The 20,778-nt window shown below is 42.4% G+C and carries 15 protein-coding genes; 11 read left to right on the top strand and 4 right to left on the bottom strand.

What is annotated here, in order from left to right; all coding sequences use genetic code 11:
• Window positions 1-245: 245 nt before the first annotated feature.
• The gene (locus C2M32_RS10035; protein WP_105168304.1) at window positions 246-2,765 is read right to left on the bottom strand and encodes a glycoside hydrolase family 3 protein; all 2,520 of its coding nucleotides are present in this window, start codon (window positions 2,763-2,765) and stop codon (window positions 246-248) included.
• Entirely contained in the window at window positions 2,762-4,066 is a 1,305-nt protein-coding gene (locus C2M32_RS10030; RefSeq protein WP_105168303.1) for a sugar MFS transporter, read from the bottom strand. The genes C2M32_RS10035 and C2M32_RS10030 overlap by 4 nt, the downstream gene beginning before the upstream one ends.
• A gap of 224 nt (window positions 4,067-4,290) precedes the next feature.
• Here C2M32_RS10030 and C2M32_RS10025 point away from each other — a divergent pair, with 224 nt between their 5' ends.
• From C2M32_RS10025 to rmf, 8 genes are all read left to right on the top strand, one after another.
• Window positions 4,291-5,631 carry a GH1 family beta-glucosidase gene (locus tag C2M32_RS10025; RefSeq protein ID WP_105168302.1) on the top strand — a complete coding sequence of 447 codons (1,341 nt, stop codon included), beginning with the start codon at window positions 4,291-4,293 and terminating at the stop codon, window positions 5,629-5,631.
• 8 nt (window positions 5,632-5,639) lie between these two features.
• Complete coding sequence (locus C2M32_RS10020) at window positions 5,640-6,980, top strand: glycoside-pentoside-hexuronide (GPH):cation symporter (RefSeq protein ID WP_105168301.1); 1,341 nt, start codon at window positions 5,640-5,642, stop codon at window positions 6,978-6,980.
• A gap of 20 nt (window positions 6,981-7,000) precedes the next feature.
• A complete protein-coding gene (locus C2M32_RS10015; RefSeq protein ID WP_105168300.1) occupies window positions 7,001-8,002 on the top strand; it encodes a LacI family DNA-binding transcriptional regulator in 1,002 nt (333 codons plus the stop codon).
• A gap of 209 nt (window positions 8,003-8,211) precedes the next feature.
• On the top strand, window positions 8,212-11,172 hold the full coding sequence (locus tag C2M32_RS10010) for a TonB-dependent receptor (protein WP_105168299.1): 2,961 nt from the start codon (window positions 8,212-8,214) through the stop codon (window positions 11,170-11,172).
• Window positions 11,173-11,236: 64 nt separating this feature from the next.
• Entirely contained in the window at window positions 11,237-12,769 is a 1,533-nt protein-coding gene (locus C2M32_RS10005; protein WP_105168298.1) for a tryptophan halogenase family protein, read from the top strand.
• A 13-nt stretch (window positions 12,770-12,782) separates the two neighbouring features.
• Window positions 12,783-13,484, top strand: coding sequence for a SapC family protein (locus tag C2M32_RS10000; RefSeq protein ID WP_105168297.1), 702 nt, complete (start codon window positions 12,783-12,785; stop codon window positions 13,482-13,484).
• A 16-nt stretch (window positions 13,485-13,500) separates the two neighbouring features.
• Window positions 13,501-14,508, top strand: a complete 1,008-nt coding sequence (locus C2M32_RS09995; protein WP_105168296.1) for a cupin-like domain-containing protein — start codon at window positions 13,501-13,503, stop codon at window positions 14,506-14,508.
• Window positions 14,509-15,164: 656 nt separating this feature from the next.
• Window positions 15,165-15,335: a ribosome modulation factor gene (gene rmf, locus C2M32_RS09985; RefSeq protein WP_070985445.1), complete on the top strand. Its 171-nt coding sequence runs from the start codon at window positions 15,165-15,167 to the stop codon at window positions 15,333-15,335.
• 70 nt (window positions 15,336-15,405) lie between these two features.
• Here the strand turns inward: rmf and fabA are convergent, their stop codons facing one another.
• The gene (gene fabA / locus C2M32_RS09980; protein WP_105168294.1) at window positions 15,406-15,921 is read right to left on the bottom strand and encodes a 3-hydroxyacyl-[acyl-carrier-protein] dehydratase FabA; all 516 of its coding nucleotides are present in this window, start codon (window positions 15,919-15,921) and stop codon (window positions 15,406-15,408) included.
• Window positions 15,922-16,115: 194 nt separating this feature from the next.
• Here fabA and C2M32_RS09975 point away from each other — a divergent pair, with 194 nt between their 5' ends.
• From C2M32_RS09975 to C2M32_RS09965, 3 genes are read left to right on the top strand one after another with little or no spacing between them, the layout of a single operon-like run.
• A complete protein-coding gene (locus C2M32_RS09975; RefSeq protein WP_105168293.1) occupies window positions 16,116-16,973 on the top strand; it encodes a 6-carboxytetrahydropterin synthase in 858 nt (285 codons plus the stop codon).
• A complete protein-coding gene (locus C2M32_RS09970) occupies window positions 16,966-17,790 on the top strand; it encodes a M23 family metallopeptidase (RefSeq protein ID WP_105168292.1) in 825 nt (274 codons plus the stop codon). The genes C2M32_RS09975 and C2M32_RS09970 overlap by 8 nt, the downstream gene beginning before the upstream one ends.
• Entirely contained in the window at window positions 17,787-18,218 is a 432-nt protein-coding gene (locus C2M32_RS09965; RefSeq protein WP_105168291.1) for an acyl-CoA thioesterase, read from the top strand. Before C2M32_RS09970 ends, C2M32_RS09965 begins: the two co-directional genes overlap by 4 nt.
• 183 nt (window positions 18,219-18,401) lie before the next feature.
• On the opposite strand, the gene C2M32_RS09960 is transcribed toward C2M32_RS09965, so the two are convergent.
• On the bottom strand, window positions 18,402-20,612 hold the full coding sequence (locus tag C2M32_RS09960) for a hypothetical protein (protein ID WP_105168290.1): 2,211 nt from the start codon (window positions 20,610-20,612) through the stop codon (window positions 18,402-18,404).
• Window positions 20,613-20,778: the final 166 nt, after the last annotated feature.

Here is a 20,778-nt window from a genome sequence, read left to right as displayed (position 1 = left end):
GTCCTAGTGTGGAATTGTTCACACGCAATTAATATATCAAAATATTTACATGCATTTGCTGGTGGATATTAGAAAGCTTATTGCGCTTATTGGTTGGGTGTAATTGGCTGTAATTCATTATGCCTTTAATATTTGCTGGTTTTTTGATAAAGAAGCTATCACCACGCATTGGCATTTAATAGGTCGACTATTCAAAAATAATAAAAAAGGGCCATCAGGCCCTTGGGAAAGTAACACATGAAACATTAGTTATTACAGCTATAGTACTCATCGTGATCAGTGTGTTTGTTGAACGCAATATCTGACACCGTAAGGCTTACCGGGCCCTGGCTAGCAATTGCAAAGGGGCTATATACTTTTGCCATATTTTCTGTGTCATGCAAAAAACAGTTGGTGGCTATGCTAATAGTCTTCCACATTCCTTTATCTTTAGCACTTAATACATTAGCCAATGAAACACCTTGAGAACATGCCGCATCACAATTAATACCTACTTTGGTGCTCGTATGCAGGTCGCTATTTAGCTTTATATCGAAAGTTAACGTGCTCGTAGGCGCATTGAAATGACGCATGTCGTTAGGAAATGCGTGTCCTATTTGTACTTTTGCGACACTGCTTGTTTTAAACGCTATTTCACGCGCATCTTCTTGAATATTACGATCGGTAGTGCGTACGGTTAGGTTATTCAATGACGCAGTATTGCTATCCATAGTAATTGCCTGACCATCACTGTGTAAACTTAACGTCCACGGACTCTTTACGCTTCCTTGCATTACGGCCAACGATTGCTGCAGCTGTGATTGAGAAGAAGCATCCTCATTGAGATTTTCCAACTGTGTATCGTCTTGATATGTCAGGCCATAACCATATGCAAACAGGGGAGCATACTCAGGGTCATTGATATTCAGGTTCGTATCATCGGGCGAAGCTGGCCAAGAAAATGACAACTTACCTTTAAAATCATGGTTAACTTCGCCATTGGCTTTACTAAATAACACATCAGCGACACCATTACCTTCAGAACCCAACAGCCAAGCGACAACGAAAGCGTCTGACGCATTGAGTTCAGGGTTAACCCAAAGAGGGCGGCCCGTGATGAACACAGACACCACAGGAATACCTTGTGCGCGTAATCTTTTTAGTAGCGTGAGGTCTTTAGCGTCGCCTCTTTGATAATCTAAGTTGTCTAAGTCGCCGTTACCTTCAGCGTAAGGCTCTTCTCCAAACACGACAATGGCAACATCAGGTTTGGTTTGGTAAGAGCCATCCACGCTTAATATCGCCTTTCCACCATTTGCGGACACAACTTGATTGATACCCTCGTAAATAGAGCTCCCACCAGGGAAGTCTTCATTTCGGTTGCCCGTTCCCTGCCAAGTAATGGTCCAGCCACCAGATTGTTTGCCAATGTTGTCTGCACCGTCGCCAGCTACCAACACATTAATGTTAGGAGACAAGGGGAGAAGCTGTTTGTTGTTTTTGAGTAACACAAGTGACTCGCGAACCGCTTGGCGGGCGACAGCTCGGTGCTCAGGATGGCCGATAAGTTCCGTTTTACCTGATAGGGCTCTGTTAGCAGGGCTTGGCTTATCAAACAACCCTGCGCGGAATTTTACGCGCAGTATCCGTGAAACGGCATCGTTGATGCGTTGCTCACTGATCTCGCCACTTTTCACTTGCGCGATGGTATTTTCTAATAAAGGTTTCCAAGCTTTGGTTGGCACCATGAAAATATCTAGACCAGCATTAATACTTTGACTACAACTCTCATTTGAACATCCCTTAACTTGACCATGTCCATTCCAGTCACCAACAACAAAGCCGTCAAATCCCATTTGGGTTTTTAACACGTCGGTAAGAAGATATTTATTGCCGTGAATTTTTTCACCATGCCAGCTATTAAAAGAGGCCATCACAGACTGCGCTCCCGCACTAAGCCCTTGTACGTAGCCTTGCGCGTGAATTTTAAATAAGTCTTGTTCAGAATCTATGTTATTGCCTTGGTCATCGCCACCAACGGTGCCACCATCTCCAACAAAGTGTTTAACTGTGCTGATCACGCGGTTGTCAGCCAAAAATTCGTCACCTGGGCGACCTTGCAAACCTGACACTATCGCTGCTGCATATTTACCGACAATCTCAGGGTCCTCTGAATAACCTTCGTAGCTTCTTCCCCAGCGATCATCACGTACTACAGCTACGGTTGGTGCAAATACCCAGTCTATGCCCGTTACCATTACCTCTTTAGCGGTGATGGCGGCGATTTGTTCTATTAATTCTGGGTTATTAGCGGCACCTAAACCGATGTTGTGGGGAAACAATGTCGCACCGATCACATTATTATGGCCATGAACTGCATCCGTGCCCCACATAGTAGGAATGCTGATGCCATCTAAGCTGTCATCTATAGAGGCCTGATACATTTGCTCTGCAAGCGTTATCCAGTCAGCTGGTGTTGCATGTTTATCGTTGTTTGGAAAGGCACCGCCACCGTTTAGGTAGGAACCAAAACCATAACGACGCATATCTTCAACTGTGACATCGCGGATCTCCGGTTGAATCATTTGCGCAACTTTTTGTTCTAGCGTCATCGTGCTAACGAGCGCTGACACTTTATCTTCGATTGTCGGATCGTTTGGCGCGACAGTCGCAATCTTAGGCCATATTTGTTTATCGACCTTGACTTGACCTTCCGTATCTTGTGCGCATCCAACTGCACCAAACAGTGCAATACTTAACGTGATGAATGAAGCGTTATTTTTCATAGTTTTTCCGGTTGCATCTCAAATCGTTTGAATTTCTTAGGTGTAGTTCCGAACATGCCGTAAAAGGCAATGTAGACAAAGCATAGTGCTGGCAATATAAATGACGCCTGTAACCCGATACTATCTGCTAACATGCCCTGTAACAAAGGCACAATCGCGCCTCCAACTATCGCCAGACAGAGCAGACCTGAACCTTGCGCGGTTTGCGATTTTAGTGATTGAATCGCCAAGCTAAAAATGGTAGGAAACATGATTGAATTGCACAATCCCACTAGAAGTAGCGACCACATCGCTAATTTTCCGTCGCCCATGATGGCGAACATCACTAATAAAGTACCTGAGAATGCGTTAAATACGAGTACATGTGCCGCGTTTACTTTTTGCATGACAGCAGCACCGATAAAACGCCCAACCATGGCTCCACCCCAATAATAGGTAATTAGATGCGCCGCATGCGCCTCTTCAAGGCCGGCAATATTTTCAAGTCCAATATAGTTTATTAGGAAACTGCCAATAGCCACTTCACCACCAACATATAAAAATAAGGCAATTGCGCCTAAGGTCAGATGTTTATGGTGTAGTACAGAGAATAAGGTATTTGACGTTGTTGTCTCTGCCTCTGCGCTATGCGAGGAATGTTTCTGGTCAATGACAGGCAGTTTTAAAAAAGAAAATAGAATAGCTAATACGATGAGCATGGCACAAAGTAATAGATAAGAAAACTGTACGCCGCTGGCATCCGTTTGCTCACCTTGGGATACAACACCAGCAGACAGAATAAGCATACTTCCGAAGGCGGGAGCTACTGTGGTGCCCAAAGAGTTGAACGCTTGGGTCATGGTCAAACGAGATGATGCTGTTTTGGCATCACCAAGAATACTCACGAAAGGATTCGCTGACACTTGGAGTATCGTTATACCGCTGGCAAGCACGAATAGTGCGCCTAAAAATAAATGATACTGGCGTAGCGCCGCAGCTGGGTAGAATAGCGCGCAGCCAATCGCCGCGATGACTAAACCAAGGACGATCCCTCTTTGAAAGCCAAGCCTGCTGACCAGTTTTCCCGCGGGCAGAGACACCACGAAATATGCGCCAAAAAAGCAAAACTGAATTAGCATTGCTTGCGTGTAGCTGAGCGAAAACATGGCTTTTAAGTAGGGAATCAGAATGTCGTTCAAGCAGGTAATAAAGCCCCACATAAAAAACAGTGTAGTAAGAGCACTTAAAGCAAACATATGATTTGTGTTGGGTGCGTGTTCGGCTTGACCTGTAGGTGGCAATGCCGTGGGTGAACCTGCCATGTTATTACCTCAGTTAAATTAAAGTGTTTTTATATTAGTTAGTTACATTATTAAATAATTAAACAACTTGACCTATTGCTGGTTTGCAATTAACGTTTATTTAAAATGTAAGCGCTTTCATTTATAGCATAATCATCTCGTAAAGCAACACGCAAGTATTTTTTATCAAGCGTTGATACTGCTAAGAGCGCCGGCAACACCACAATAAGCAAAGAGCATAACTAATGACATCACTGAGACTTAAGAGCGATTCACCGTTAAATAACCCACAATTTATCTTTGGAGTCGCAACATCTTCTTTTCAAATAGAAGGCGCGCGCGAAGCAAGACTCGAAACGATTTGGGATAAGTTTTGCGAGGGTGAAGGGAACATATCGGATGGATCCAACGGGGATATTGCTTGTGAGCACATTAAGCTTTGGCACCAGGATGTAAAAATGATAGCCGAGCTAGGAGTGGACGCATATAGATTCTCAGTTGCTTGGGGTCGAGTGTTAAACCAAGATGGTAGTATCAATGAGCTGGGACTTAAGTTTTATGTAACTTTGTTAGATAAATTAAATGAACTAAACATAAAAGCATTTGTAACACTCTATCACTGGGATTTGCCGCAGTATCTTGAGGACCAAGGAGGGTGGTTAAACAGAGAGACAGCACTGGCATTTGCCAATTATGTTGATGTCGTTTCACGTGCATTTTCAGGCAGGGTGCATTCATACGCGACACTTAACGAACCTTGGTGTAGTGCGTATTTGGGTTATGAAACCGGCATTCACGCGCCGGGCTTGAAAAGCAAGCAATTTGGTAAGCAGGCTGCACATCATTTACTACTAGCCCATGGATTAGCCATGCAGGTGTTAGAAAAGAACAGTCCAAACAGTAAAAATGGGATCGTCCTTAACTTTAGCCCGTGTTACGCTGCCAGTACCAGCGAGCAGGATATTACAGCGGCAGGATTAGCGGATGATCACTTTAACCATTGGTATATCAGACCCTTGCTCGAAGGTCGTTATCCAGATTTAATTGATGATATGCCCGATGCACACAAACCGATTATTGAGCCCGGCGACCTGAGTGTAATTTGTCATCCAGTTGATTATATTGGAGTCAATTATTATAGCCGTGCTATATACCAGCACTGTGACGTCGATGGTTTTAAGCTCAAGCCACCTCACGATGTGCCTTTGACAGATATGGGGTGGGAAATTTATCCAGATGGCCTCTATAAGTTATTGACGGACCTTAATGACCGTTATCAGTTACCCGAGGTGATGATCACTGAAAATGGCGCTGCAATGAAGGATAAACTGCTCGAAGGCAAAGTTGACGATCAGGACAGAGTTGATTACATACAAACACACTTAGCTGCAATAGAACAAGCAATTGCTTCGGGTGTTGATGTACGAGGCTATTTTGCTTGGAGTTTGATGGATAACTTTGAATGGGCTGAAGGCTATAAAAAGCGTTTTGGTATTGTTTATGTGGATTACAACACTCAAATACGCACACTAAAGCAAAGCGCAATAGCATATCGGAATATGTTGCTTGGGCGAACGCATAAATAGAGAAAATGATGCTGACAAAAAAAGAAAAAATAGCATACGGGTTGGGAGATACTGCCAGTAACCTGATTTTCCAGACAGTAATGATGTTTTTGTTGCTGTTTTATACCGATGTAATGGGCTTAGAGCCAGCGCTGGTAGGGACATTATTTCTTGTCGTACGTATTTTTGACGCGGTTACCGATCCGTTGATGGGGGCGATTGCGGATAGAACTCATAGTAAATACGGTCAGTATCGTCCCTATCTTTTATGGTTGTGTGTGCCATTTGCACTTATCAGTGTATTGGCGTTCACAACACCACAGTGGCCTTATAACCTTAAAGTTGCATACGCATTTGTGACATATGCGTTGTTAATGCTGGTTTATACAGCCATTAATATCCCTTATTCGGCGCTCGGAGGGGTGATGACCAAAGACCCACAACAGCGTGTATCTTTGCAGTCATACCGTTTTGTTTTTGGCATGTTAGGGGGTCTTATTATTGCTGCGGGGACTATGCCGTTGGTAGAAGTATTAGGTAAAGGAGATGTGCAAAAGGGTTATCAACTTACCATGGCGTTCATGGGGCTGCTTGGTATGATATTGTTTCTACTGTGCTTTTTAGGAACAAAAGAGCGGATTAAGCCTAACCCGAGTTTATCGGCACCCGCTATTAGCAGTGACTTCAAACTACTTTTTCAAAACTCCCAATGGCGTATCCTTTCACTCGTTGGGCTGTTTTTACTTACCGGGCAAGTACTGAAAGCTTCGTTAGCTGTATATTATGTAAAATACTATTTGCAACTACCAGAGCTGTTAACACCATTCGTTACTGTCGGTATGGTTGCAAGCATATTAGGGTGTGCTTGTTCCAGTTGGTTGGCCAGTCGAGTTTGTAAGGTTAAAGCATACATCAGCCTACAAATCGTAGCGGCATTGTTGTGTGCTTTAGCATTTTTTGTGGACCAACATCAATGGCAGTGGGCTTTTGCACTGTTTGCGCTATGGAGTTTCTTTTTACAAATGGCGACACCTTTGCTTTGGGCTATGATGGCCGACACCATAGATTATGGTCATTTGACCAGCAAACGACGTGTTACCGGCATGGTGTATTCTTCCGTGGTATTTTTTATAAAATTGGGAATTGCGCTTGGCGGTGCGATTGCGGGTTGGCTGCTTAGCTATTTTGGTTATCAGGCAGATATGGCACAATCACCGCAAACTCAGTATGGTATTTCACTCAGTTTTAGCGTGTTACCAGCGTTGGGTTCTATTGTTGTGGCTTATTTGATGCGTAGTTATTTACTTGATGGTCCCTATATGATCTCAGTTCAAGCGCAGTTGAGTGAGCTAAAAAGCCACCAAAGTTAACCAGTTTTTAAAGGAAGGGTATGGCCACTATTTATCAAGTGTCAGAGCTTGCAGGAGTATCGCTTGCTACCGTGTCGCGTGTTATGAACAATAATACGAAGGTTAGCGATAAAACCAAACAAAAGGTGCTTAAGGCGATGGCAGAGCTTGGTTATCAGCCAAATTCAATCGCGCAATCTCTGGCTTCAAATCGTTCAAATAGTGTTGGGGTCTTGGTATCTGAACTACATGGTCCATTTTTTGGGGATATGATGAGTGCAATTGAAGATACCTTAAGGCTTGAAGGAAAGCATACCATAATCACATCTGGTCACTCAGATGAAGAACGTGAACGCGCCAGTATTGAGTTTTTGATTGGTCGTAAATGCGATGCGTTAATCCTTCATGCTGAGGCTGTAACCGATGAGTACCTTTTGGAACTCGAAGTCAGAGGTATCGAATTTGTACTGATCAATCGTTACATACAGCAAATAGAAAACCGTTGTATTCGGTTGGATAATAAACAAGGTGGTTATCTTGCAACACAGCATTTGATAAAACTCGGACACCAAAAGCTGGCCTATATTTCTGGGCCAAAATGGAAGCAAGATGCGCAGGAGCGTTTGCAAGGCCATAAACAAGCCCTCGCTGACGCCAAAATAGAATTTGATGATGCTTTATGTTTTGAAGGGGATTATCAGCAAAGTTCAGGGGCGAAAGGCTTAGATTGGCTTTATGAACATGCCCCCCAATTTACGTGCGTGGTGTGTGCTAACGATGAAATGGCCTCAGGGGTTATGACCCGTGCAAGGCAGTTAGGGATTGACGTGCCGTCAGAACTGTCAGTAGTAGGGTTTGACAACATTATCTATGCGAGTTACCTGTATCCGACACTGACCACAATTGATTATCCTATCTATGAGATGGGCAAAATGGCGGCAAAGTACATTCTTAAGCAAGTTTATGAGAAAAAGAATTTAGATATTAAGTCGGTATTTGTACCTAAACTTGAGGTGAGAGACTCAAGTATTGAATGTGCTTGATTCGATATCTAACTAATTTATAAGGTTTTAAAATAAGAATTCGGAGTATATAACATTTTATTTGACTATAACTTAGATATACTCTAATTTAAATGTAAGCGCTTTCATTGTTGCGTTTATCAATGTAAGCGCTTACATTGTGTGTGACTCAAAAATTTACTCTATGTTTTTTGAGGAGCAATAAACAATCGTGTGGTCCGGGGATCAATATGACAACAAAACAATTTAACAAATCCATGCTGGCAACGAGTTTATCGCTTATTTTAGCGGGTAACTTGGCACCGTACGCAATGGCGCAAGAACAACAAGAAAATATAGAAGTAATTGAAATTACAGGTATCAAAGGTAGCTTGATTAAATCAATGGATGTCAAGCGCAGCGCTACAGGTGTTGTAGATGCAATCACCGCAGAAGATATCGGTAAGTTTCCTGATTCGAATTTAGCAGAGTCATTGCAACGTATAACCGGCGTGTCGATTGACCGAAGTAACAATGAAGGTAGTAAGGTAACTGTACGTGGTATGGGGCCAGAGTTTAACTTGGTCACACTCAACGGTCGTCAACTGCCAACGGTGGGCGGACGCTCCTTTGATTTTGCCAATATCGCGACTGAAGGCGTAAGCGCTGTTGAAATCTATAAAACCACCAAGGCCGATTTACCAAGCGGTGGGATAGGTGCCACGGTTAACATGTTAACCGCTAAGCCGCTAAACTCTCCTGGGTTGAAAGCATCACTAGGCGTTAAAGGTGTACTTGAGACCTCAAATGAAGCGGGAGATGATATTACTCCTGAGGTGTCAGGTATCTACAGCAATACCTTTAATGATGATAAATTTGGTGTGCTACTGTCAGGTTCATACCAAGACAGAAACAACCGTGAAGAAAAGGCTGCGATTGACAACTGGATCCCCAATGTCGACATTAGCGCTTCACCAAACCTGGAGTTAACCGATAATAACACACGTGAAGATGGTGCTACTTGGTATCCGCAAAACTCTGGCTACTCGATTAATGATAATGAGCGTACACGTATCAATGGTCAGTTGGTGTTGCAATATGCTATCAACGATGATGTTACCGCGACGGTTGATTACACCTATTCAAAACTAGAGTTTGAATCTAACCGCAATGCGTTTGGAGTTTGGTTTAACAATGGCGGTAACGTTAAAAGTGCCACTATCAATGAAAACGGAACGTATACCGATATTGCCGAAATTGGTGGCGACTACGCGACTAATTTGAGTCGAGCGCAATACCAGAACGAGAATAAATCTCTCGGATTTAACCTCCAATGGCAAGCGTCAGACGCCTTGAGTTTCGAGTTTGATGCCCATGACTCAACAGCCTTAAGTGAAGGGGCTGGGCTAGGTAATGACGCATTCCTAATCATAGGTAATACATCTTGCGGATTCTGCGAAGATGCGGGTGCGGCGTTTGGCCCTAATACCGCCAATATCAATGTAAAAACCAACATGGTTGACGCTAACGGGATCCCGCTGTGGGGCTTTGATCTAATTGATGGTCAGGGCAATCCTCAGGATGAGCTAACAGGTGCCGATATGGGCTCTTTATTTGGCGCGGTGACTCAGGATATGAGTGAGAATGATATGACTCAGTTCCAACTTAAAGGGGAGTGGGTTAATAACAACAGCGGCTTTGTGAATAAAGTGTCTTTTGGTGCGTCTCGTACGCAAATGGAATTCAGACAAACCCAAGCTTACTCGCAAAATTTACCAGCTGGTTGGTGGACATGGTCAGCAGTTCATTTCCCAGATGACATGTTTAGCCGTGTTGGCATCGATAGTGTACTAGATGGGTTCTCAAATGCGGGCAATAAACCGGTTGATTACTACATGACAGCAGACTTTGACCAAGTTTTGCACCTGTTTGAGACCATTGAAGACACTATTGCGCCAGATATATACAATGATGGATGGCCTGAAGAAGTTAATGGTCAATTCCAAGCCGGTCCAATTGACACTGACAGTCGCGTAAAAGAAACCACAACTGCTTTGTACACTCAGGCAAACATGTCGTTTGAAGTCGCCGACAGACCACTAAATGTGGTGGTTGGTGTACGTTATGAGAAAACGGATGTTGAATCCGCGGGTCTAGAGCGTCCAGCTATCGCAATGGAATGGGTTAATGGTAATGAGTGGGAATATGTTTATGCGAGTGAACAGACCTTCTCATCGGGTACTGGTGAAACTGAGGAGTTTTTACCTAGCATCGACATCGATTACGAAATCATGGACGATGTTATCGCTCGTGCATCGTATTCTCGTTCATTAACACGTCCGCCAATTGGGGCTTTGGGCTCAACTAAAAACTTCTTAGGTAACCCAAAAGTTGGCCAGCGTAAGGTGTCAGTGGGCAACCCGCAGTTACAGCCATATGTGGCGGATAACTACGATGTGTCTTTTGAATACTATTACGACCAAGGCAGCTATGCCTCTATCGGTTACTTCAACAAAAAAGTAGACAACTTCTTGGTGAATGTGACAACCGACGAGACCATTGAAGGCTTACGTGACGTGTTTATCGGCCCTCGTGCTGATGAAGCGCGTGAACAATTGATAGCCGAAGGAATTCAACCGTCTGATCAAGCCATTCATGACCGTATTAATGAGAACATGGGGCAAGAAACGGGTACTCGCATTGGTGCGAACGAAAATGACCCGCTAGCCACCTTTGCGGTTTCCCGTGACGTAAACTTACGTGCTTCACGTTTATACGGCTGGGAACTGGCAGTACAACACATGTTCGGTGAAAGTGGTTTTGGTATTCAGGCTAATGCCACCATCGTTAACGGAGACGTAAGCGTCAACCGTGATATCACAACCGCACAGTTTGCGCTTGTTGGTATGAGTGATTCCGCAAACTTATCAGCCATTTATGATAAGGATGGTTTATCTGTTCGTGTGTCGTACAACTGGCGTGATGAGTTCTTGTCGGGCTTCGATCAGCATTCGTCGCCGGTATTTACTGAGGCTTATTCACAAATTGACCTTAACGTAAACTACCAAGTAAACGAGCAGCTCACCATCTTCTTTGAAGGCTTGAACATCACAGAAGAAACGCAAAGGGTATATGTTCGCTACCCTGAGCAATTCCTCAATGGTGCGCAATATGGTGCCCGCTATAACTTAGGTGCACGCTATACTTTCTAAGACTAGTATTATTATAAAGCCGCTGAAAAGCGGCTTTATAATAGCTGCTTGGTAAGAGAAACCTATGAGTCATAATACATATACAAAGCGCATTTTAATTGTTGGTGGAGGCAGCGCTGGCTGGCTAACTGCTGGTCTGTTAGCATCGCAACGCCGTGATTGGCAAGTAACACTCGTTGAATCTAAGCATATAGCAACCATAGGTGTAGGCGAAGGGACTTGGCCGACAATGCGCACCACACTCCAAAAAATTGGCATCAATGAAGACGAGTTTATGCACCAGTGTGAGGCGTCTTTTAAGCAGGGCTCTGAGTTTATCAACTGGGCTAAAAGTGAAGGTCATCGTTACTATCATCCGTTTTCGTTACCAGTTGGATATACAGAGCAAGTTGACATTGTTTCACCTTGGTTAGGGATCAAGGATAAGGTCGACTTTGCCCATGCATCGTGTGCGCAAAGTTATTGGTGCGATAGAGCACTTGCACCTAAAACTGCCAGTGACCCTCAATATCAAGGTAGAGCTAATTACGGATATCATTTAAATGCGGATAAATTCGCTCAGCTACTGAAACAACATTGTACAACTAAGCTGGGTGTAACTTTAATACTGGATGATGTTATCTCAGTTAATGGTGCCACTGAGGGTTATATCAGTTCTGTGAGTACGCGTGACAATGGTGAGCTCGCTGCTGAGCTGTTCGTTGACTGTACGGGTAGTCGCGCGTTATTGCTGGGGGAACACTATGGTGTGCAGTGGCTATCCAAAAAGCATATATTGAAAAATGACCGTGCTGTAGCGCTACAAGTTTCGCACAATACTTTGCAATGTGAGGTAGCATCTTGTACCAAATCCACTGCGCAAGCGTATGGTTGGATATGGGATATTGCGCTAAAAAGCCGACGTGGGATAGGTTACACCTTTGCCAGTGAATACTGTGATTTCGAGAAAGCATCCAAACAGTTACGTCAATACATTAATGACCAAGGGTTATATGTACATCAAGAAGCTCAGGTAAAAGAGATAACATTTAATCCTGGCTATCGAGAACAGTTTTGGCATAAAAACTGTGTCGCTATTGGTATGTCTGCGGGATTTATTGAACCTCTAGAGGCTTCGGCATTGGTCATGATCGAGCTTGGCGCTCAATATTTATGCGATAACTTACCCGAAAGTGACAACATGATGGATGTTGTAGCCCAACGCTATAATGATAAATTTAAGTACCACTGGGCACGTATTATCGACTTTTTGAAGCTTCATTATGTACTCAGTGAGCGTGACGATACGCCGTATTGGCAGAGCATGAAATCCGACCAAGTCCCACAAAGTTTGACTAATTTAATGACCCTTTGGCGCCATCGTCCACCAAAACATGGAGATTTGGATCATATTGATGAGGTGTTCTCTTCAGCCAGTTACCAATATGTGCTTTATGGTATGGGTTTCAATACGTTAGTTGATAACCCCAGTATAACACCGCACATTAACAGCCTTTTCAAGCAAGTAACACAAGTAGCTCAGCAAGGGTTAGACGCTCAGCCAACAAACAGAACGCTGCTAGACAATATCGCAAAATACGGCATTGCAAAGGTTTAATTAAGGAGCCCTTATGTCTCAAGAACAGTTGCTGGACAACATTACCCATAAAGATATCAAAGTAATCACAAGTTATAGTGCGCAACTTGGCGATAGTGTGAGCGTTGCCAGAGTGTTTCCAAGTGAATATGCACAATTGCAAAGCGAATATCCAATATTTTTTAAAAAAGACGCAGCAACAGGCCAATTTCAGTCTGTGGTATTACTGGGTTTCAATGATAAAGAAAATTTATATCTACAGGATGATAAATGGGATGCTGACTACATTCCTCTTAGCATTCAACGTCAGCCATTTCTGATTGGCTTTATCGAGAAACAGAAAAATGGCATCCCGGTTCAAGAGCCGGCAGTGCATATCGACATGGCACATCCCAAGGTAAATACAACCCATGGCGAGCCGTTATTTACATCTCAAGGGGGAATGACCGAGTACTTACAAAAGGTAAATAGTATCTTACTGAGTATTCATCATGGCCATGAAGACAACCAGGCCTTCTTAAACGATTTGGTAGATCATAATTTACTCGAAAGTGCTTTGATCAATATTGGTACGCAACAGCTAAATGGTTTGTACACTATCAATGAAGATGCGCTGAACAGCTTAGCGGATGAAGCGGTGCTAACCTTGAATAAAAAAGGCTACTTGCAACATATTTATATGGTTTTGGCATCGCTTGGACAGCTTAGGTCTTTGATTAACAAAAAATCACGTTAGGGAGTGTAATTGGCTGATGGAACACATTAAACAGCACCACGGTTTGGCACCTCAAGACATGGTTGAGTTGGTTCAAGCACAAACGCAGTTAGATAACCCACAGCCATTAGTGTTCAAAGGTGTTGTTTCACATTGGCCCGTTGTTGCGGCTGCGCTAGATTCGGATGCTGAACTGTGCAACTATCTTACGCGTTTTGATGTTAATGCCAGTGTTTATGCGTATTCGTGCGAGGCTAAGTATCAAGGTCGGTTTTTCTATGATGAGACTCACACCAAGAAAAATTTCAGTCAGATAAAGACGCAACTTAGTGAAATACTGTTACAACTTCAAAACCAACAATTAGACAATCAGCCCAGTATCTATATGGGCTCGACCACACTCGGATATTGTTTGCCTAACTTTGCACAAGAAAATAGCTTACCTATGTTGGACTACTCGCCGCTAATTAGTCTGTGGCTTGGTAACCAAAGTGAAGTCGCAGCCCATTATGATATCCCACAAAATATAGCTTGCGTTGTGGCGGGTACAAGGCAATTTACCTTGTTTAAACCTGATCAGATTGATGCTTTATATCCTGGACCAATTGATTTCACCCCAGCGGGCCAAATAGTGAGCATGGTCGACTTTAACGCGCCTGATAGTCAAAAGTTTCCTAAGTTTAAAAGTGCACTAGAGCAAAGTCTGTATGCTGAGTTAGGCCCCGGAGATGCTATCTATATTCCGAGTATGTGGTGGCATCATGTTAAAAGTACGTCTTCAATCAACGCACTGATCAACTATTGGTGGCGAGAAACCGACGCATACTTAGGGTTACCCACGGATGTTTTAAATCACGCTGTTATGTCTATTGGACACTTACCAGCAGCACAGAAACAAGCTTGGAAAGCGATATTCGACCACTATGTATTTTCTGATAACGCACATGAGCATATTAACAGTGATGCGTTGGGAAGTCTTGGTGAAGTTGATGAAGTGCAAGCAAGGAAAATTCGTTGGCAGCTTCTACAACAGCTTAATAGATAAAGTGAACGCAACGCCATCATTCGTTAGATTTTTTATTGCGTTCAAGCAAACAAAACAGCAAGTCTATACTGATAAGTATGGGTCATTATGATGGCCTCATCTGAGTTACCAGCAGCGATTAGATACAAGAATATTATTGGTTATTGAAAATCAAAAAGATTTTTATGTTTCAAAATTATGAATGTTTTTTTAAATCTTGATTTTGAATTTCTATCTACTATTTTAGGTTGGTGGGAATAAATTTGCTCTATATGGTTTGATGAGGCAATTACTGATTCAAGTGTTAACGCGCTTTAAAAAAAGCTTGATAAATATCATTGCAAGGGCTGGGCGAATATGATTTATTGAAGATGAAGGTTTGGCCAATCCTGCTCTGTACTGACTTGCTAGCAAGTAAAATGACCTCGCTATTGTGCGTGGTAAACTCGCTGAGGTCAGTTGTTCTCAATAATTCAATAGTGCGTGATGTGCGCATGAAACACATCAGTTAAAAAACAATTTCTGTGTTATCAAGAGGGTGATACAAAACACGCCTTTAATAGCAAAATTTAAGTGTGCTATGAGTTGATAACAACGGTTTTATTAACTAATTATTAAATGTCAGAGGCCAACTCGGTCACTGCATCATTGAAAAAGAAAAGGTGAGGATTTTACCTATGAAGAGACAGAAAAGAGATCGCTTAGAAAGAGCACATTCACAAGGATTTAAAGCTGGACTAGCCGGCAGATCAAAAGATTTATGTCCATATCAACAAGTAGAGCCCAGATCAGAATGGCTGGGTGGATGGCGTGAAGCGATTGAAAATCGTAATACCTTCAAAACCTAAATCACATACACAGTTTACAAACAACAAAGCCCCTGTTTAGGGGCTTTGTTGTTTGTACCAGTTATTCGCTTTAGAACGCACTGGTATCTTGGAAAAGACCTACTTTTAGGTCTTTTGCTTCATATATCACGCGACCGTCTACTTCAACTGTGCCATCAGCCATACCCATGAATAATTTGCGTTTGATTACACGTTTCATATCGATGCGATAAGTTACTTTTTTGGCTGTAGGAAGAATCTGACCGGTAAATTTTACCTCACCTACACCAAGTGCGCGACCAAGGCCCGGGCCGCCGGACCATCCTAGGAAAAAGCCAACAAGCTGCCACATAGCATCCAAGCCTAGACAACCTGGCATAACTGGATCGCCTTTGAAGTGACAATCAAAGAACCAAAGTTCTGGATTGATATCAAGCTCAGCAATAATGTGACCTTTTCCAAACTCACCGCCATCATCATTGATCTCGACGATACGATCCATCATTAACATGTTGTCACTTGGCAAGCGGCAATTGCCTTCGCCAAACATTTCACCGCGACCACATTGGATTAATTCTTCTTTTGTATAGCTATTTTTTGGTTCCATAGTTCACAATCTTTGCTGAAAATTTCGCAGTTACTTTAGCGTACAGATGTACGCTAAACAACTCTGAACAGTTAAATTTGTGTCTTATGTAAGAATAATTCTCATTAAAACGCAATTCTCTTACGGTTAGACGCGATATTTGTCGTAAAAAACTTTATAATAACGACAGTATTTGACTAGATTATCGGAAGTTTATGATCCTTTTTGTAGATTCACTGACAGTTATTGATTTTTCTTACCTTTGTAATCAGCGTGGCGCAGTGGGTGAAAGCTGGATAGTTGATTTGACGTTACACGGTCAGCTTAATGACGAGTCTATGGTGCTAGATTTTGCGCTGGTTAAAAAACAGATCAAACGCATTATTGATGACACGATAGATCACAAGCTTGCTATCGCAAAAGGGTTGAACGGTACAGTCGATATCAAAGATGGTCGGGCTGATTTGGATTGCATGTTTGGCGAAGGCCATCATTTGGCAATGAGCGCACCCGAGCAAGCGGTGTGCTTACTCGCAGGTGACACAGTTAACGAGCAATCGGTTGTAGAGTTTCTTAAGACTGTGATCATGCCAAAAATGCCTGAAAACGTAAAAGATATTGGCATTGAGTTGCGAGCAGAACAAGCTGAAAGTTTTTACTATCACTATAGCCATGGTTTAAAGAAACACGATGGCAATTGTCAACGCATCATTCATGGTCATCGCTCACAGATTGGTGTATTCGTTAATGGCATGAAACACCCTCGCTTACAAAAGCAATGGGCTAGTAAATGGCAAGACATCTATCTTGGTACCGAAGAAGATTTAGTGCAGCCACAGCAGCTTGTTAACGTAAAACCGCAAGATGGTGATGTGTGTTTTGCCTATGACGCAACTCAGGGCTATTTTGAGTTGGCCATTAGTCGTGAGCGCTGTGACATATTACCTTGTGACACCACCGTTGAGTGTATCGCTGAGTATTTAGCGCAACAAATCAAGCAAGAGTCCGCAGACAAAGAAATCATGGTTAAAGCCTACGAAGGAGTGGGTAAAGGAGCTATCGCATATGCTTAAAAAAGGGATAGTGCTCGCATTGTCAATGTTCGCATCACTCAATGCCAACGCACTTGAACTAATAGGTAACCTGACCCAAGGTGGTATGGTGATTGGTAAAATAGCCAATGTGAAACAGGTTAGCTTAAACGATAAACAACTAAAATTAACGAATGACGGTGAGTTTGTATTTGGTTTTGGCCGTGATGCACAAACTTCGCATACATTAAGCTGGGTTGATAATGATAATAGACAACACAGTAAAGAGCTCGTGATAACAGAGCGAGAATTTAAGATTGACCGAATTACGGGCGTTGAAAAAAAATACGTGTCTCCTCCTGATTCGGTATTAAAGCGTATTCGCGAAGAAGCTAAGGCTGTACGAGAAGCTCGCGCAACAGAATCAAAGCTAGAGTATTTCAAAGAGCCTGTATATCGACCTGCTGAAGGTAGAATATCCGGTGTATATGGTAGCCAAAGGTATTTCAATGGTGAGCCGCGTAACCCACACTATGGATTAGATATAGCAAATAAAACGGGTACACCTGTATTGGCTCCGTTACCGGGTGTAGTAACCTTTGCTGATCCTGACTTGTATTACAGTGGCGGTACTATCATTGTTGACCACGGCTATGGTATTAGCTCTACATACATTCATTTGAGTAAACTTCATGTCAAAGTGGGCGACAAGTTAAACACTGGCGACCACTTTGCCGACATAGGCGCAACGGGTAGGGTAACCGGCCCACATTTGGACTGGCGTTTTAATTGGTATAATGAACGACTAGATCCACAGTTATTAATGCAAGACACATTGGCGAGCAACAGTAGTAAATGACACAATCAGATAAAGATGCAATTATTGCGAAACGTATTGAAGACTCCGTAACTTCGGTAACAAAAACCGTATTTCCAGGTAGAACAAACCACCATAACACCTTGTTTGGTGGTGACGCGCTAGCATGGATGGATGAAGTCGCTTTCATCGCTGCGACACGATTTTGTCGAAAACCCTTGGTAACTATTTCATCAGACAGAGTCGACTTTAAAGAGGCTATCCCAGCCGGTACGTTTGCAGAGCTTGTATCTCGAGTTGTACACGTTGGTAACACCAGCTTAAAAGTTGAAGTGGAGATCTATCTAGAGCGTATGCACAAAGATGATAAGCACTTAGCGATATCGGGGAGCTTCACTTTTGTAGCAGTTGACGATAATCATAGGCCAACCCCAGTGGTCTGTGAGAAGATGCTAAATGGCTTCAAATAACTAAAGTCACAGATAACTAAAAACAAAGGGCGATTTGATATCGCCCTCTATACCCACATAGAACACATCATACATGTGCTTGCTTTAAGTCTAACCTCATCATTACCGCTATAAGTAAAACTTTCTTAACCAAAGAAGGGTTATAAATACTAAGGTCGTATAGCCCCTTAGTATTTATATACGTTAAAAGTCTACTTTACAGGAAATATAATGATCGCCATCTACGAGTTCCAAACTTGCTTCACTGGCATTGTTTGGAATGTAGGTAGGTAGTCGTTTTATATCTCCACTTCGCGATAAAAAGAATAAAGGTGATGCAGCCATATTTTTATTGACCGTTGATGGTTCAAAACGATAAGGGTTTGCCCCTGAGAAAATTCCAATGATGTCATCACTGCCATGCAACACACTGCGCATATAGTTGAACTCACACAGATTCTTATAGTAGTCTTTTTTATATGGTTCACGCGAGGCAATATTGACTTCTAAGAATGACTTAGACGAAGATATGGCGGTAATATATTCCGTTACGCGAGATACATAGCCACCTGCTAATGCATTATTTCTTGAATCTATTGTTCTTGGATAGAATACATCATAACGTTTACCATCTAATGAGCGAGAGACCATCCCTGTAGAGTAGTTATGGTCAACATTGTCTGTAAGCTTTGTTGTGCTCCATGATACCCCGTTGAAAAAGCTTCTGTGCATACTATGAATTGGCTGAGTTGTTGGTAAGTAGCCTTGACCATTGGTACATGCAGTCAACGTGCTTGAGTCACATGATTTAACCGTCAAGATGTATACTTTTTTTAGACTGCCATTTTCAACATACACGTCAATATCTTTCATATAAGTACGAGTTATAACTGTTTCGGAGTTACTATAATCAATATCATGATCTTTAAATACTTCAGCTTTTGTAAAGTCGCTGATAGCTGTAAGCGGTAATGCTAGCGCTTTTCTATTGCCAAACCTATCAATGTACTGCCAGTTGTAACCGCCATCTTCTGAGAAAATATGATACAGGTTTATACGGTCATCTCCATGGGCATTTTTATGTAAGTTAAATGCCAGTGAAATAACATTGCCTTTAGCTTTAGCAATGGCGTAATGCCCACCATATGCTGCGATTGTTTGATGATCAGACACAACCATTTTTCTAGTAAAAGTATCGTACTGTAAAACCGCAGTATGGAGTTGTCGCGCTTGGTAGCCACCACTTGGGCGGTTGCAAGAAATATGATTAATCACAGGAGTTTGATCACCATATCGCCCTTTGCAATACACGTTATAAATAATACGGTACTTATTAGAACTATTTGGCAGCGCAAACAACTTAGGGTAGGCCATGCCTCTGTACTGTTTACTATTTTTTTCAAATAGTGTTTTCCCAGCAGTCTGGTTTAATACGCTTGCGTAATCAAAGTTATCAGGCGTTACATCTTCAAATGACTTTATGTCACCTGCAACTTTGGTTCGATACATTATCGCGCCTCGACGAGGGCCTCGTGCTGCTACCACAATAAGAATATTATTGTCTTCGTCAACATTAATCACAGCGTTATCATGCGGGTCATCGGTATATTTGGCATGAACAAGCACAGGCCGAGATACTTTCTTTGTTACATGGTTATACTTGCCAACGTAAATCCCCAGAGCATTTGAACGATTACATTGTATGTCGCCATCAGGATCAAACTGATTGCTAAGATGGTTTTTATACTCTGTTTCGTAGTAGTTATCTGGTGTATTCGGGTCATAAAAGCTCCCCAGATAGTTTGTTGTAGAAAAATAACAGCGCGCTTTATTTGGAGTATAAGTGCCAGAGCTTAAATAATACGCATGACCAAACGGGGAGTCGCCTTTATTGATACCAGCTGCTGAATTTATGCTACCGTTAATGTCCCCCATTGAATAGGGAGTTTGTACAGTTGCCATTGCAATTTCTGACTCGCTGGGGCGGCCACCATTAATATCAGGTGTAAAAGGACCTGAATACACAAAATATGTGTAGCTTCCTGATTTTACCGCAACAGGGTAATGTTTTGCCGTGTAAGTCGACACTGGACCACTGTATTTGGTAATTGAATCATCTATGCCATCCAAGTCTAAATCTTGACTGCCACCAAAATCGTCGTTGACATGTGAATTAGAACCTTTACGCGCTTTTGTTCCCCACACATGACCTAGATAACCAAACACTTCCGTATTTTTTGTCACGGCAGTGGTTTTCGATTCACAGCGGTTCTTTGACAGAGGCTCTTGCGTAACGCAGTTACCTTGAGAATCTCTTAAGTATTTATAAACATTAAAGATATCGGACTTTGGGTCGTCGGTTATAGCATATGCAGCGGGTGCGATACACAATAACGATAGGATGATTTTTTTCACTAGCATTTCCTTGCAAATTAGTTAAATCAAAGTTAACGGAGTAGGGATGATACTAACTTGAATCCAAATTTTAAACAGGCGTTCGAATATTTAAAAATCTATTCATAACACTAAAACAAAAAAGGCTTACCAATTAACTGATAAGCCTTGTGAGTGTTGCATTTAA

Origin of the sequence: Pseudoalteromonas sp. T1lg23B, from assembly GCF_002964665.1 — a bacterium.
Lineage (GTDB): Bacteria > Pseudomonadota > Gammaproteobacteria > Enterobacterales > Alteromonadaceae > Pseudoalteromonas.
Note: the sequence above shows the minus strand (reverse complement) of the source record. Positions and strands in the feature narration are given on the sequence as shown.

Coding starts and splice junctions, on each gene's coding strand:
- rmf (WP_070985445.1), top strand. CDS start 15,165: ATGAAGAGACAGAAAAGAGATCGCTTAGAAAGAGCACATTCACAAGGA.
- C2M32_RS10035 (WP_105168304.1), bottom strand. CDS start 2,765: ATGAAAAATAACGCTTCATTCATCACGTTAAGTATTGCACTGTTTGGT.
- C2M32_RS10025 (WP_105168302.1), top strand. CDS start 4,291: ATGACATCACTGAGACTTAAGAGCGATTCACCGTTAAATAACCCACAA.
- C2M32_RS10030 (WP_105168303.1), bottom strand. CDS start 4,066: ATGGCAGGTTCACCCACGGCATTGCCACCTACAGGTCAAGCCGAACAC.
- fabA (WP_105168294.1), bottom strand. CDS start 15,921: ATGGAACCAAAAAATAGCTATACAAAAGAAGAATTAATCCAATGTGGT.
- C2M32_RS09975 (WP_105168293.1), top strand. CDS start 16,116: ATGATCCTTTTTGTAGATTCACTGACAGTTATTGATTTTTCTTACCTT.
- C2M32_RS10020 (WP_105168301.1), top strand. CDS start 5,640: ATGCTGACAAAAAAAGAAAAAATAGCATACGGGTTGGGAGATACTGCC.
- C2M32_RS10005 (WP_105168298.1), top strand. CDS start 11,237: ATGAGTCATAATACATATACAAAGCGCATTTTAATTGTTGGTGGAGGC.
- C2M32_RS10015 (WP_105168300.1), top strand. CDS start 7,001: ATGGCCACTATTTATCAAGTGTCAGAGCTTGCAGGAGTATCGCTTGCT.
- C2M32_RS10000 (WP_105168297.1), top strand. CDS start 12,783: ATGTCTCAAGAACAGTTGCTGGACAACATTACCCATAAAGATATCAAA.
- C2M32_RS09995 (WP_105168296.1), top strand. CDS start 13,501: ATGGAACACATTAAACAGCACCACGGTTTGGCACCTCAAGACATGGTT.
- C2M32_RS10010 (WP_105168299.1), top strand. CDS start 8,212: ATGACAACAAAACAATTTAACAAATCCATGCTGGCAACGAGTTTATCG.
- C2M32_RS09965 (WP_105168291.1), top strand. CDS start 17,787: ATGACACAATCAGATAAAGATGCAATTATTGCGAAACGTATTGAAGAC.
- C2M32_RS09970 (WP_105168292.1), top strand. CDS start 16,966: ATGCTTAAAAAAGGGATAGTGCTCGCATTGTCAATGTTCGCATCACTC.